The following is a 15,220-nucleotide window of genomic DNA, read 5'->3' on the forward strand; positions in this document are numbered from 1 at the left end:
TGAGTTGTGTTCGATACGCATGCTTTAAAAATAAAAAAGCCGGATAAAAATCCGGCTTTTTTCATTCGGCGAAACAGCATCAGCCGGTGACTGCGCCTTTACTCGCAGTCGATGCCAGCGCTGCGTACTTCGCCAACACACCACGTGTGTAACGCGGTGCTGGTTGTTTCCAGTTGGCGCGACGGCGTGCGATTTCTTCTTCCGGCACATTCAACTGAATCAACAATTTGTGCGCATCGATGGTGACGGAGTCGCCTTCTTCGACCAGACCGATCAGGCCGCCGACGAATGCTTCTGGCGATACATGACCAACGACCATGCCCCAGGTACCGCCTGAGAAACGACCGTCTGTAATCAAGCCCACTGACTCACCCAAACCCTGACCGACCAGTGCTGAGGTTGGCGCCAGCATTTCCGGCATACCCGGGCCGCCTTTTGGTCCGAGGTAGCGCATGACGAGCACATCGCCAGCAACAATCTTGTTCGCCATGATCGCGTCCATCGCCGAGTATTCGTCGTCGAATACGCGTGCAGGTCCGGTGATCACGGGGTTTTTCAAACCGGTGATTTTTGCTACGCAACCTTCTGGCGACAGATTGCCCTTCAGAATCGCGAGGTGACCTTGCGCGTACAAAGCTTTGTCGATGGTGTGAATCACGTCTTGTGATGCACTTGGTACCGATGGGATGTGCGCCAATGCTTCTGCCACGGTTTGACCGGTGATCGTCATGCAATCGCCGTGCAACAGACCTGCATCCAGCAATACCTTCATCACTTGCGGAATGCCGCCCGCTTTATGCAGATCGGTTGCAACGTATTTGCCGGATGGTTTCAGATCGCAGATGACAGGGACTTTTTTACGCATGCGTTCGAAGTCGTCGATGGTCCAGTCGATTTCTGCTGCATGTGCAATCGCCAGGAAGTGCAACACGGCATTGGTCGAACCGCCGGTTGCCATGATGACGGCCACTGCGTTTTCGATCGCCTTGCGTGTCACGATGTCGCGCGGTTTCAAATCGTTCTTGATTGCTTCGATCAGCACACGCGCGGATTCTGCTGCGGAGCCGACTTTTTCATCATCAGGATTCGCCATCGTCGACGAGTATGGCAAGGCCAGACCCAAAGCTTCGAATGAAGATGACATGGTATTCGCTGTGTACATACCGCCGCACGAACCGGACGATGGGCAGGCGTTGCGTTCGATGCCGTCGAAATCTTCTTGCGACATGCGACCGGCAGTGAATTCACCAACCGCTTCAAATGCGGAAACGATGGTCAGGTCTTTGCCTTTCCAGTTACCCGGTTTGATGGTGCCGCCGTACACATAAATACTTGGAACGTTGGTGCGCAACATCGCAATCATGCCGCCTGGCATGTTCTTGTCGCAGCCACCGATGACCAGCACGCCATCCATCCATTGGCCGTTGACTGCGGTTTCGATACAGTCGGCAATGACTTCGCGCGAGATCAGCGAATACTTCATGCCTTCGGTGCCCATGGACATACCGTCGGAAATCGTTGGCGTACCGAACACTTGCGGATTGCCGCCTGCGTCCTTGACGGTCTTGATCGCGATATCGGCCAGTTTTTGCAGACCGGAGTTACATGGCGTAATCGTCGAGTGACCGTTGGCGATACCGACCATAGGCTTGTCGAAATCGGCTTTTTCGTAACCCATGGCGTAATACATGGAACGGTTAGGGCTGCGGGACACGCCTTGCGTGATGTTTTTCGAGCGGCGATTGAATGCCATGATGACTCCAGAAAGAATGCAAATCGGTAGTACGCTGCAATAAGGGCTGCAGCGATTGCCTGCCCGGTAACAGGGCAAATCCTTGAAAAGAGCGCCTAGATTGCCTTGCGTTAGGCCATGTGTCAAATATATGATTCCATCGCAATCAATATGTATGAGATATTGATTGCGGGTAAATTGCAGCCATGATCAGATCCCTGACCAACATTGAGCATCACTGAATAACTCCGGCACAAGGCCATGAATATCGAGCTCAGACAATTACGCTATTTTGTCACCGTCGCCGAAGAAATGCATTTCGGCCGCGCGGCAATACGGCTGCACATGACGCAACCGCCGCTCTCGCAAGCGATCCAGTCGCTGGAAGCGATGCTGGGCGTGCAGCTTTTTCGCCGCACCAGTCGTAGCGTCGCGTTAACGCCAGCCGGGATAGCACTGTTGCCGGAAGCGCAACGCATCCTGCAGCAAACAGCGGCGCTACCTGATCTGATGCGTCGCGCTGCATCCGGTACATCGGGTCGCTTGTCGCTGGCATTTGTGTCGACCGCCGATTACAGTGTGCTGCCGCCCTTCCTGCGTGAATTCCGCGAAGCCTATCCCGGTGTCGAGATCGATTTGCGTGAAGCGACGACTGACGTGCAACTGGATGATCTGATGCAGGGCCGTATTGATGTCGGCCTGTTGATTCCACCAATACCAGACAAGGCAAAATTGCAACTGGATTATTTACCGGTCTTGTCGGAACCTTTGATACTTGCTGCACCTAAAGGATTGAAGGCGCTACGCGGCAAGCAGAGCGTGGCTCTTCAGGCACTGGCTGAATTACCGCTGATAATTTTCCCGCGACGTATTGCTCCCGCCTTCCACGATGCGATTCTGGCTTGCTACCGCGATGCCGGCCTGACACCGCATATCGGACAGGAAGCAATCCAGATGCAAACCATCATAGGTTTGGTGTCTGCCGGCATGGGGATCGCGCTTGTGCCACAATCCGTATCGAATTTAAAACGGCCTGGTGTCGACTACAAACCGCTGGCGAATAAAACGCCGCTGGTCGAAACCGGCCTCGCATGGCGACGCGATAATGCCTCGCCGGTGCTGAATGCTTTTCTAGAATTGTTGCGAAAGAAATAGATTATGTGGATACACCCTATGCCCGATCCGGTTGCAATCGCTATCGGTCCCCTCGCGATACGCTGGTACGGTTTGATGTACCTCGCCGCATTTGCGCAATTCATCTGGCTGGCGCGCATACGGATCAAGCAACCGCACATAGCCAGCGCCGGCTGGAAGAAGGAAGACATCGATGACATGCTGTTCTATGGCGTGCTCGGCGTCATCATAGGCGGTCGTTTGGGTGAAGTGATTTTTTACGACCCGGCCTATTACTTCTCGCATCCGCTGGAAATTTTCAAGGTATGGAAAGGCGGCATGTCCTTCCACGGCGGCTTCCTCGGCGTGTTGTTTGCGATGAGTATCTGGGCGCGCAAGCAGGGTCGCAATGTACTCGACGTATGGGATTTCATCGCACCCATGGTCCCACTGGGTTATGCCTTCGGTCGCCTCGGCAATTTCATTAATGCCGAATTGCCGGGTCGCGTTGCCGATGCATCGCTGCCGTGGGCAATGATCTGGCCGAATGTAGATAACCTGCCGCGTCATCCTTCACCGCTGTATCAGGCACTGGTCGATGGCTTGCTGATGTTCATCCTGCTGTGGATCTTTTCGCGCAAAGCGCGTCCGCGCATGGCAGTGGGTGGCATGTTCGCGCTGCTGTATGGTTCTGCACGCTTCTTCACTGAATACTTCCGCATGCCGGATTACGAAGTGCATTTCGCCAGCATCACGATTTCTGCCGGACAGATGTTGTCGGTGCCATTAATCGCCTTGGGTATCGTCATGTTGATACTCGCCTACCGGAAGAAAGCTGCATGAGGATGCAGACAAGTACGCCTATAAAAACCTCAATACAAATATTCCGTGAAGGACAGCCAAGATGATTTTCTGGGCTGCCTTTACCAAACTCGCTGACAGTAACTTCACGATGCCACTGGCTGCCTTGCTGTCATTTTGGCTGGCTGGCGCACGTGCATGGAAGCCATTTTTTCAGTGGAGCTTTTTGTTCGGCTCTGGAATCGTGCTGGTGGTCGCAACCAAGATTGCCTATATCGGTTGGGGTGCAGGCATAGCGGCGCTTGATTTCACCGGCATCAGCGGCCATGCGATGCGCGCTACCGCGATTGCACCGGCCTTGATGGCGATTCTGCTGCAAAAACAAACACGTCAATTACAACAAATCGGTTTACTCGCTGGACTAGTCTTCGGCATCGCCATCGGCATTTCACGTCTGGCAATTCATGTACATTCGATTTCTGAAGTAATCAGCGGCTGTATATTGGGCGCTATCGTCAGTCTGAGTTTTGCGTGGCTGATACGGAATAGACCTATCGTCTTTGATCGCAAGCTATTAATAATTGGTGTGATCGCCTTGTTACCGGTTCTTACTTTGAAACCGGCACCAACAGAGTCATGGATGGAGAGCGTTGCCTATTATCTATCCGGCAAAGAACGGCCCGCACAGACAACCAATCTTGAATCGGTGACGACTGAATATCGCTAAACTGAAAGCACCCAGTTTAGCGACTCTTCAATGCAGTGCCGCGCCAGTTCGACAACAGATCCGGCAATGCCTTGCGATACACCAGCAAGACAACTGCCGCATAACTGGTAGCGCCAACCAGCATGGACATCAGCAGGAGCGGCAATTTCGACCATCCTGCATGCGCAACACCCAGCTGTGCAGCCATGACGCATAACGCCATCACCGCTGCGCAAAAGAAGGGCATGGCCAAAGGCCGTAACTGCTGTGTGTAGGAAATGCCTGCATATTTACGCAACAGATAAAGCCCTAACGGATAAGTCACGGCCACGCGGCACGACCACGCGAGAATGATGTAGATGGGCGCATGATTTTCGGTCAGAAAAACGACCGCTATCGTACACACGCTCGCACATAGTCCTGGCAACAACAAGGCACGCGGATGACCGAGCGCGCGCAGGTAGGGGCTGACAAAAACACGTGTAAAGCTGGTCACCCAGACCAGACACAGGACGACAATCATCGGAATCGCTTCCGGCCATTTATCGCCAAGCAAGAGCGGCACCCATAGCTGCGCGGTCAAGGCAAGTCCGACAAAAATCGGCGTCGAAACAAAGGCCATTACCTGCGTAACCTGCATGAAAGAACGCTGCAGGCGTTCTCTATCCTGCTGCATCGATGAAAACAGCGGCAGCCCGATCCGACCAGCCACACTACCGACAATATTCGACAAGGCATCCGTTGCCTTGAATGCGACGCTGACCAGACCCAGCACATTCAAGCCGTGGATAGCGCCAATCAGCAGATTGAAGCCGCGCGTCAGAAAAGCCCACAAAGCTCCTTCCAGCATCACCGGAAAACCAAATGCGACCAGCTGCCGCGCATGCGGCATAGAAAAGCGCCGCTGCGGCCAACGTAGCTGGCCACGCCAGAAGATAATCGTCAGAATAATATTCTGCACAACGCCGGCGATCACGATGCTCCATACGCCAAAATGCGCAGCCGCCAATCCGATCGCAACCAGGCAATAACTCAACCTGCCAGCCACCGTGCGCCTGGCAATCGCCTTGGTACGCAGCTTGCGATCCAGCATCGCCGATGGCAACAGGTTTAATCCGGTAAACAGGCAGGCAGTGCCCTCGACGATCAGGATCGTCCCCACCAGCGTCTGCTCCATGAAGTAAATGAAATACACGCCGATGCCAACGCAGAAAAGAAAGCCGGCAATACCCAGACAAACAGATCCCCAGAACGCGCTATCGATGTGCAGCATGTCGATAGGCCGGCGCTGGATCAATGCTTCATTGATGCCCAGCGAAATCACCAGTTGCGTCATCAAAACAATCGCCTGCGCAAACGCCACGCTACCGAAATCAGTCGGTGTCAGTACGCGTGTCATGATCGCCAGCGTCAGGAAGCCGAGCAGACCAACACCAAGACTATCGACGATAGCCCACGGCACTACACGCCGCATATTCTTCATCGCGACACCAGTTGACGTTTGATTTTCCCCAGTGCTCTCCTGGCCGTATCAAAGATGGAGAATTTATTCAGGAAGCGATTCTTGCGTATCGTCAGCTTCAATGCGCTTAACCATGGTTCATTGATGTTGCGCTTTTCGGCAATTTGCACAATCTCATCCAGCAGTAGCAGTTGTGCGTGATTACCGGCGCGCAATGCACGTATCTGCGCGTCACTGGGCTTACCGGCCAGCGACTCCGGCAACTCGGCACCGACTGCCATGAAGTTGAGTTTGGTGCGCAAGCATTTTTCGCAACGGCCGCAATTACGACCTGTCAGCGGTCCTTCCCAACAGACACGCAGATTGCGCAAACCGGTTTCCCAATCGAGTATGCGTTCGGCTTTTTCGGTACGTGCAAATTCACCACCGTCATACACAATCTGAAAATCGCGGCTGGATAACATGGAGTACGTGATCGGATTGCCGCCCCACGGCAGTACCAGCCGCGTGTAATCTTCGTCGGAACCGACCAGGCCGGCATGTGCACTGCCCTGCCAGTTACGCAGACAAGTAGCGACGCCGTTGCCGAATTCCATTTCCCAATTGACGCACGCAACGTCGCGCCAGTTTGTCTTCAGAGTCACCATAGGCACATTAATCGACTGCAGCGAATCAGCAGCCGAAGCCGTAGTGATCGCAAACGCCGCATCGGCATTCAACGCAATATCAAAACCCTGAATCAAGACGCCGGCCAGCAAGTGATAACTGCGTCGTCCCGCACGGCCGGTCACATGTCGCCATGCAGTAAACGACGCATCCAGCCCGCCGGAAAATGCCGCTACCGCTTGCGGTGTCTGTGGCAGGCGAATCGCATCATCCGGCAATTCACGCGCAGCACTGACATTGATATGTCGATACAAATCCGGTCGCCATGCGACCCAGCAGGCGATCAAGTCTTCCAGATTTTTCAACAGCGAAAAAGTAACCGGTCCATCGATATGCATATCCTGGCCTCTATGCATCGCGACAAATACCAAAGCTGTCGCCGCCATATCGTGCGCGACTAATGGCGGCGGCAAGTTTGCATTCTTGCCTGCCAATTCCCACCAAACCTGCTGATCGCCAAATTTCGCAATGCGCGTGACACGACCGTCTATGCGTTGTTCGTGTAACTGAACAATCAATTTTTCTTTGGTAGATTTTTCGTCATACGTGACAAAGGGATTGTCTTTTAAATCCATAACAACGCCCTCATGCGCGCTGATACACATCATCGAAACGCACGATGTCATCTTCGCCAAGATAGGCCCCCGATTGCACTTCAATCAGATGCAGCGGCATCTTGCCGGGGTTCTCCAGCCTGTGCGTCATGCCGATCGGGATGTATATCGATTCATTTTCGGTCAACAGCTTGACGGTCTCGCCGCAAGTGATGCGCGCGGTGCCGGTGACGACGACCCAGTGTTCGGCGCGATGATGATGCATCTGCAGCGATAATTTCTCGCCGGGATCGACGGTGATGCGCTTGACCTGGAAACGGTCGCCGGCATCTATAGGCTCATACGAACCCCACGGTCGATACACGCGTGTGTGATTCAAATGTTCGCAGCGTTCTTTCTGCTTCAGGAAGTCGACGACGTTCTTGACGCGTTGCACCTGATCTTTATTCACAATCAGGACCGCATCCTTGGTCTCGACGACCACTACGTTATCCAGACCTATCACTGAGACAAAGCGGCTCTCGGCACGTATCAAGGAGTTTTGTACATTGTCGGTATACACATCGCCCTGCAACACATTCTCTTCTGCATTGCCATCCTGCATATCGGACAAGGCCGACCAGGAACCGACATCGCTCCAGCCTATATCCACCGGGATGACAATGGCCTGCTGCGTATGCTCCATCACTGCGAAGTCTATCGATTGCGCCGGACATGCCGCATATGCCGCTTCGTTCAAACGGCAGAAAGACAAATCGCCGTAGGCTTCATTCACCGCGGCTTTGCTGCACGCCGCCATCTCCGGCTGCAATCGTTCCAGCTCTGCCAGATAAGCATCAGCGCGGAACAGAAACATGCCGCTATTCCATGAGTAACGTTCATCTGCAATAAAACCTTGTGCTGTTGCGAAGTCCGGTTTTTCGACAAATTGTTCTACTTTAAAACTACGGCCGGATTCATCAATCGCGACACCACGTCGTATATAGCCGTAGCCGGTTTCTGCACTGGCAGGCACGATACCGAAGGTTGCCAATCCGTTTGTGCCAAGCACGTTTACCGCACGCAGGACGGCATTATGAAATGCATCCGGATCAAGAATCAGATGATCGGCCGGCAATACCAGCATCAATGCTTCCGGATCCCGTGCGAGCAGATAATTCGCCGCTACTGCAACTGCCGGCGCAGTATTGCGACCTTCTGCTTCGAGCAAGATCGCAGTCGGCGTCACATCGATCTGACGCAACTGTTCAGCTACCAAAAATCGATGATCGTTACCACAGACAATCAGCGGCGCGGCGATCTCATCCCAATCAGCAACACGCAATACGGTTTCCTGCAACATCGTGTGTTCGGTAATCAGTGGCAACAACTGCTTGGGTAAAGCTGCGCGTGACAGCGGCCACAAGCGGCTGCCGGAACCGCCGGACAAAATAACGGGATAAATCTTCACGCGGCATCCTCTAGCTTGCGTCCCGGGATATCCGGCGCGGCCGATGAAGCCGCAGGACGCGTCTTGCCGCGCCTATCACGTGCATCGCGCCAGTAATCTTCAACACAATCGGACACATGCCGCATCTTGCCTTCACGGCTGACGCAGTACTCGGTACAAACAACCAGTTCCGACATACTGGAATGTGGTGATACGCGCGTGTATTCAAACAGTATGCTGCGCTCAACTTTGGAGCCGCTGCAAATCTGACTACCGTGGCCTATCCAGGTGGGTCCGATGATGGTGCTTCCGGCTTCTATCGTGCTGCCTGAACCGAGATATACCGGCCCTTCTATCGTCGTACCTTCCCAATCGATATTCGTGTTGAGGCCTACCCACAAACCTTCCTTGATTTGTGTGCCCGGCATAGTCATGTGCGCCATCTCGCCCAGCATCACGCTTTGCGATACCGCCCAGTAATCCTTGACGTTGCCGATATCTATCCAGTTGAAGAAACGCTTTTGCGCAAAGAAAGGCACGCCTTTTTCCACCAATAATGGAAACAGCTGCGAACCGATGTCGAACTCTTCACCGGATGGAATCAAATTCAAAACTTCCGGCTCGAAAATGTAGATACCGGTACTGGCAAGATTGGACAGCGCATCTTCCGGCTTCGGTTTTTCCTGGAATGACAGCACGCGACCTTCTTCGTCTGTTACGACCATGCCGTAATCGACGGTTTTTTCTCTATCCACTTCCTTCGTAATGATGCTGACCATCGCGCCTTTTTGTCTGTGTTCGAACAAGGCCGATTTGATATCCAGATCGATCAAGGCATCGCCGCAAATGACGAGCGTGGTTTCATCGAAGAAGCCGCCGAATTCCTGGATCTTTTTCAAACCGCCGGCGGAACCGATAGGCTTGGGCATGACTTCACCATCGTCGGTCATATAACCTTCAAACGAATAGCCGATCTGTGCGCCGAAGCGCTGACCTTCACCGAAATAGTCTTCAATTTTTTGGTGCAGATAACTGACATTCACCATGATTTCCGTGATGCCGTACTTGACCAGATGCTCAACCAGATATTCCATGACCGGCTTGCCGAGAATTGGAATCATCGGCTTCGGCAATTCATAAGTGAGTGGCTGGACGCGGGTCCCTTTGCCTGCTGCAAGTATCATTGCTTTCATATTTTCCCCGGATGATTTTCTTGAGTTCGTAATTGAAGATGCTTGAATTGAGAATGTCTGAACAAGATGAACGATGTGCGTCAGACATAGGCAAAGCGCTCTTCCGCCATGCTTTGCCAGCGCCAGGTATCGATGCACATCTGTTCGATAGTGCGATGCGCATGCCAGCCAAGCTCGCGCTGCGCCAGTGAAGCATCGGCGTAACAAACGGCGACATCGCCGGGTCTGCGCGCCACCACGCGATAAGGAACAGCGCGCCCACTGGCACGTTCGAAAGCTTTGATCATTTGCAGTACGCTGCTGCCGCAACCGGTGCCGAGGTTGTAAGCCTGCACTCCATCTGCGCTGGCCAACAATTTTTCCAGCGTCTTGACGTGGCCAATCGCCAGATCAACCACATGGATGTAATCGCGTACGCCGGTGCCGTCATCGGTCGGATAATCGTCACCGTACACCGACAGTAAATCGCGACGGCCGGATGCAACCTGCGCCACGTAAGGGAAAAGATTATTGGGAATATCGTTGGGGTCTTCGCCTATCAAGCCGCTCTCATGCGCGCCGGCCGGATTGAAATAACGCAGCAAGGCAATGTGCCATTCCGGATCGGAATTCGCCAGATCGCGCAGCATTTCTTCTATCATCAGTTTGCTGCGGCCGTAGGGATTGGTTGCCGCCAGTGGAAAATCTTCCAGTATCGGAACCGTTGCCGGATCGCCGTACACGGTAGCCGATGAACTGAAGACCAGGTTGGTCACATAGTGCTTCGCCATTACCTGAAACAGCACCAGACTGCCTTCGACATTGTTGTCGTAATAGCGCAGCGGCTCCATCACCGATTCTCCGACTGCCTTCAGTCCGGCAAAATGCATGACTGCATCGAAATTATATTGTTCGAATATTTTTTCGATTGATTTGCGATTACGCAGATCAGCTTGAATGAATGGAATCGTCGCGCCGGTGATGGCAGCTACACGTTCCAATACCGATGCCTTGCTGTTACAAAGATTATCGACCACCACCACCTGATAACCGGCATTGATCAGCTCTACGCATGTATGTGAGCCTATGTAACCAGCCCCTCCCGTTACCAATATTTTCATGATCAATTTATCCAGGAAGCTCCATGAGCGTACCTTTACAAAGAGACATCAACGGATGCAAAGTTCACTTTTAGACAAGAGGAATTCGTAACAAAAAGTATCCTTGTAAAATATTCACGGTTAGATACGCGAATTATTTTTTCCTCATCAATTTCCAGAGGAAGAAAATATTTTTATTCGGAAATATTTTATGTAATTGAAGAGAAAAAATAAGCAGTCATGCGCTCGTTTTTTCTCAACGCATCGCCGCCATTCGCACAGACTTATGCTGCTCGACATTGCCACTCTGATTCAGATAATCGGCACAAAACAAATGCAATAAACGTTGCACCGCAGGTTGCACATTGCATAGGGAGAATGCGCAGCTTATTTTCGATTGATGCCCAAACAGCAGCATCAACAATGCTATGCAGGCACTGTCGATATACGTCACATCTCTGAAGTCGAGCCGGATATGAAATGGTGCCGCCGTCGCACTGGCAAATACTTCGCGCAAGGATTGCAGATTACTTTCCTCCCATGCGCCGCTTGCAATGATCGTGCAATTGTTTCCTTCCACTGCCAGCGATACGCGCGCGTTGGCCACCGCGTTGCTGTCACGTTTGTGCAAACGCACAGCGACTGCACACGGAATAACATGCAGCGCCATCAGCTTGAGCAGCGTCAGCCCATCATTGAAGTAACGCTTCCACAATGCCGGTTCTTCCTTGATGCGCCATAACCATTCACCACCGAGCCGGCCTACCCACGTCGGTGCGCGCTTGACTGTGCCTGCGACAAAATTCACGACTGCGCCCAAATGACTGACGACAGGAACTTGCAAGCGCGTCAGATTATGTTCTATCCATGCCTGGCCTTTTTTCGCACCCAATGCGACCACCAGAAAATCTGCCTTGCTGTCGTTGATATCTTTAATGACAGCATCGCTACTCATTTCTTCTACGCTGGCAAAACCCGGTGACTGATATCCAACGCAGACCAAACCGGATGCAGTTGCATTCAGTTTTCCTGCTGCGATTTTTGCGACACCATCGGGGCCGCCAAAGAAATAGACCAGCAACACTTTTCCCGGTCTATTCCGCAAAGCTTCGAACAAGGTCGAGCCGGCAACACGCTCTTTGATCGGCAATCCCAGTAATTTGCCTATCCAGATCAGCGGCATGCCATCGGCTACGGACAGATCGCTGCGTATGACGGAATCGCGAAATTCGCCGCCAGCCAGACTCGCCACTGCAAAATTCAGATTCGGCGTGGAGAAGAAGCAGCGTTGGCGACTACGTGCTGCATCGATAATTTTTACAGTCGCCTGCTCCATGGCGATCGCGTCAAAGGGCAGACCGAGAATGCAGTAAACAGGGCGTTGAAAGTCAGTGCTGATCTTGCTGCTCGTGTTGCTCGCAACGTCCTCTAACTCTGCGCCAATTTCTGCTTCTGGCTCTCGCCATGTGTAATTAGTCTGCATCGCGTTTTGCCCTCACCCATTCGACCTGGCGACTGACAAGGAACTTCAGATACAGAGGCAGCTTCCAGAATACATAAGTCACTGTGGAGAACAGATCGTTGAGACTGACCACATGTCGGCCGAAACGCTGCCATGCAAGCAGCACCGCCAGCGTCAATGCCAGCAGATTGAAACCAGCCAGCACCAAAGGCCCTATCCAATCGAACGTGAAGCAAGCGATCGCAGCACCGATAAACAAGGCAAGGGTGACTAGCGTCAACAAGGCCACCGGCGGTACGCACATGTCCAGTGCCATTGCGATCAACATGCGATCGCCACGGCGAAAACCTTGAATCAGCAAGGGCAAACCGTGCTGCAGGATCATGCTGATGTGGCCATGTTCCCAACGCGTTCTTTGCATGCGCGCAGCTTCTTCACCAACCGGGAAATAACTGATCACGCAAGCGTCGGGACAGAAAATCGGCGCCGCATTCTTGCGGGCCATCTCTATCCCCAGTTGCATGTCTTCCGCCAGATTGCCGTTTGCCAATCCGGCGCTCTCTATCAAGTTCCACGGGAACGCCATCCCGGTGCCCATTAACTGGCACGGCAAACCAAGCCTGAGAAAACCCAGTGGACGCACATGATTTTTGACTATCCATGCAAACTCGGCGATCCGCATTTTCAAGCCGGCATTTTTCTTCGCCTGCATCAGATCCAGCGCCTGCACCGGTCTTTGCGTGGTCATTGCCAGACAGGCGAGTTTATCTATCGAACCTTCAAGCAATTGGCAATCGGCATCGATCATGAGCACGACTTCCGGCGGGCTGTTTGCAAGGTGCTGCACACCGTAATCCAGTGCATAACCCTTGCCACGCTGTTCCAGATTAATGCGTTCAAGCACAGGTGCACCGGCGGCAAGTGCCATGGCAACCGTTTCATCCGTACAATTATCTGCAACGATCAGGATGCGATCGCCATCGCGCAGTTGCTCGCGTATAGCAGCAATCGTAGCGGCGATGCCTTGCGCTTCATTATGTGCCGGCACTAAGACTGCGACGCTGGGTCGCCAATTGGTAGCAATAGACGTCACGCGCATCTGCCTCAATGCAGCCAAAGTCTGCACCAGCAAGACGGCAACCGGTATTGCCGCCAATGCCAGCACGACGATCAATGCAATATGCAATAAACTCACCATTGCGCCGCCTCCACCAACTGGCGTGCTTCCTGTGCCGTCTGTTGGAACAGCTTATGCAGCCGAGCTGCTTCATGATCGATATCGTGACGTTCGAGGACGCGTGCGCGCGCCAGTTGTCCCATACGCGACAACTCTTCGTCGGACGCGGCCAGGCAGCGCTCCATCGCCAATGCCAGTTCTTCAACCGAACCTGGCGGATAAAGCCAGCCGTTTTCACCGTCGATCACCAGTTCCGGCACACCGGTAATCCATGTACTCAGAATCGGCCGCTGCAGAGACATCGCTTCCATGATCACGACCGGCAAGCCTTCGGCAAAACTCGCCATCACCATCGCACGCGAGTCCAGTATTTCCTGCTTGACCTGATCGCTGCTGATCCAGCCGGTAATGCGCACACGCGATTCCAGATTGCGCTTGGCAATCAGCGCTTCGATTTCCTTGCGCATCTCGCCATCACCCGCCAGTACCAGCTCAAACGCTATGCCTTTTCTTGCAAGAATGGATGCGGCTTCAATTAATATCTGTTGGCCTTTTTGTTCGCACAAACGACCGACGCAGATGAAGCGTGGACGTTCAGGCAAATTCATGGCTACGTTATTGTAAAAAGCCGGCTCCAGCCCGCAATGCACGATGTGCACCTTGTCCCATTGCGCATATGGCAGGCTGCGATATAACTGACTGCGACAGTAAGAAGTGATCGCCGCAACAAAGGTGGCGCGTCGCAGTTTTTCAGGTAAACCTATGAATTCCGGCTTGTCGAATTCTTCCGAACCATGAATCATCAAGCTGTAAGGGATGCCACTCAGTTCGCTGGCCAGCATCGCGACTTCAGCCGAGTTGGTACCGAAATGCACGTGAAGATGCGTCACACCATCGCGCTTCAACCACAAGGCAAGGCGACATGCTTCGGCCAGATAAATCAAGTGATACGGCAAAGGCCTGTCTGCGCGACGACTCATGCGGAATGCCAAAGCCAAAGCCTTGATGTATCGGATAGGCGAAGTCAGTTTGATCTCGAGCACAGAACGCAACAGACCGAACACGCCACGCTGCAGGATGTAACGGGTACGCTCACGCTCGACAAAATCTTCGGCGTCTACCAGATCACCTTCCCAACCGCGCAAGGAAAATCGATTGATCTCCAGGCCTTGCCGTTCCAGCGCAAGGATTTCCCTGCGTATGAAACTATGGCTGACCTTGGGATACTGATTGATCAGATAGGCTATACGTAATGCGCTCAAACCAGTTCCTCTCTACTTTCTTTATTCATTTCTTCCGGCGCTAATGCAACATGCTGCTGGACACCTTTTTTCAGAATGACTCTGGCAGGCACACCGACTGCCGTTGCGCCATCCGGCACGTCGCACAAGACCACAGACATCGCGCCTATCTGGCAGCCGTTACCTATGCGCACACCACCCAGCACTTGCGCGTATGCGCCGAAATCAACGTCGTTACCGATCACCGGTACAGCGCCGTCAGCTATGCGATTCCCTATCGTCACGCCTTGCCGTAAAGTGCAGTTCGCACCTATACGTACTTCCGGATGCAAAAAAATGCCGCCGAAATGCCAAATCCGCAAACCGGGACCTATCACCGCAGCCTTCGGCAAGCTGATACCGACTGCCGTCTCTACCAGGCGAAACCACAGCCAGTAAAAAGACGTCAGTAACTTTCTTCCGAAGCCAGCCGGCATACGATCGACACGGCGACCGAAGCGATAAGTCCACACTGCCCAGATCGACTGTTCCTTCAGAAATGGGCGGCGCAGCGCATAACGCTGCAAGTCGGCATCCCAATCGCTATCGTGTGAAAAATGGCTCAT

Annotated in this window: 13 protein-coding genes; 3 read left to right on the forward strand and 10 right to left on the reverse strand. The window is 53.1% G+C overall.

The window, feature by feature from the left end:
* Window positions 1-79: 79 nt before the first annotated feature.
* The gene (ilvD, locus tag Hfont_RS14065) at window positions 80-1,753 is read right to left on the reverse strand and encodes a dihydroxy-acid dehydratase (protein ID WP_112993054.1); all 1,674 of its coding nucleotides are present in this window, start codon (window positions 1,751-1,753) and stop codon (window positions 80-82) included.
* Between the two features lie 240 nt (window positions 1,754-1,993).
* Here ilvD and Hfont_RS14070 point away from each other — a divergent pair, with 240 nt between their 5' ends.
* From Hfont_RS14070 to Hfont_RS14080, 3 genes are all read left to right on the forward strand, one after another.
* Window positions 1,994-2,887 (forward strand): LysR family transcriptional regulator, encoded by an 894-nt coding sequence (locus tag Hfont_RS14070; RefSeq protein ID WP_112993055.1) that lies wholly within the window; start codon window positions 1,994-1,996, stop codon window positions 2,885-2,887.
* 3 nt (window positions 2,888-2,890) lie between these two features.
* On the forward strand, window positions 2,891-3,688 hold the full coding sequence (lgt, locus tag Hfont_RS14075; RefSeq protein ID WP_112993056.1) for a prolipoprotein diacylglyceryl transferase: 798 nt from the start codon (window positions 2,891-2,893) through the stop codon (window positions 3,686-3,688).
* Window positions 3,689-3,749: 61 nt separating this feature from the next.
* A complete protein-coding gene (locus tag Hfont_RS14080; RefSeq protein WP_241523132.1) occupies window positions 3,750-4,373 on the forward strand; it encodes a phosphatase PAP2 family protein in 624 nt (207 codons plus the stop codon).
* A gap of 16 nt (window positions 4,374-4,389) precedes the next feature.
* Here Hfont_RS14080 and Hfont_RS14085 read toward each other — a convergent pair whose 3' ends face one another.
* The 9 genes from Hfont_RS14085 to Hfont_RS14125 all read right to left on the reverse strand — a co-directional run bounded on the left by Hfont_RS14085 (window position 4,390) and on the right by Hfont_RS14125 (window position 15,220).
* A complete protein-coding gene (locus tag Hfont_RS14085) occupies window positions 4,390-5,835 on the reverse strand; it encodes a lipopolysaccharide biosynthesis protein (RefSeq protein ID WP_112993057.1) in 1,446 nt (481 codons plus the stop codon).
* A complete protein-coding gene (locus tag Hfont_RS14090; RefSeq protein ID WP_112993170.1) occupies window positions 5,832-7,055 on the reverse strand; it encodes a hypothetical protein in 1,224 nt (407 codons plus the stop codon). The genes Hfont_RS14085 and Hfont_RS14090 overlap by 4 nt, the downstream gene beginning before the upstream one ends.
* 10 nt (window positions 7,056-7,065) lie before the next feature.
* The gene (locus Hfont_RS14095; protein ID WP_112993058.1) at window positions 7,066-8,484 is read right to left on the reverse strand and encodes a mannose-1-phosphate guanylyltransferase/mannose-6-phosphate isomerase; all 1,419 of its coding nucleotides are present in this window, start codon (window positions 8,482-8,484) and stop codon (window positions 7,066-7,068) included.
* Entirely contained in the window at window positions 8,481-9,656 is a 1,176-nt protein-coding gene (locus Hfont_RS14100; protein WP_181666463.1) for a nucleotidyltransferase family protein, read from the reverse strand. The genes Hfont_RS14095 and Hfont_RS14100 overlap by 4 nt, the downstream gene beginning before the upstream one ends.
* An 80-nt stretch (window positions 9,657-9,736) precedes the next feature.
* Window positions 9,737-10,756 (reverse strand): UDP-glucose 4-epimerase GalE, encoded by a 1,020-nt coding sequence (galE, locus tag Hfont_RS14105; protein ID WP_112993059.1) that lies wholly within the window; start codon window positions 10,754-10,756, stop codon window positions 9,737-9,739.
* Between the two features lie 235 nt (window positions 10,757-10,991).
* The gene (locus Hfont_RS14110) at window positions 10,992-12,218 is read right to left on the reverse strand and encodes a WecB/TagA/CpsF family glycosyltransferase (protein WP_112993060.1); all 1,227 of its coding nucleotides are present in this window, start codon (window positions 12,216-12,218) and stop codon (window positions 10,992-10,994) included.
* Window positions 12,208-13,395 (reverse strand): glycosyltransferase family 2 protein, encoded by a 1,188-nt coding sequence (locus Hfont_RS14115; protein WP_112993061.1) that lies wholly within the window; start codon window positions 13,393-13,395, stop codon window positions 12,208-12,210. Before Hfont_RS14115 ends, Hfont_RS14110 begins: the two co-directional genes overlap by 11 nt.
* Window positions 13,389-14,636: a glycosyltransferase gene (locus Hfont_RS14120; RefSeq protein WP_112993062.1), complete on the reverse strand. Its 1,248-nt coding sequence runs from the start codon at window positions 14,634-14,636 to the stop codon at window positions 13,389-13,391. Before Hfont_RS14120 ends, Hfont_RS14115 begins: the two co-directional genes overlap by 7 nt.
* A complete protein-coding gene (locus tag Hfont_RS14125) occupies window positions 14,633-15,220 on the reverse strand; it encodes a serine acetyltransferase (RefSeq protein WP_112993063.1) in 588 nt (195 codons plus the stop codon). The genes Hfont_RS14120 and Hfont_RS14125 overlap by 4 nt, the downstream gene beginning before the upstream one ends.

The organism is Herminiimonas fonticola (assembly GCF_003293745.1).
Lineage (GTDB): Bacteria > Pseudomonadota > Gammaproteobacteria > Burkholderiales > Burkholderiaceae_D > Oxalicibacterium > Oxalicibacterium fonticola.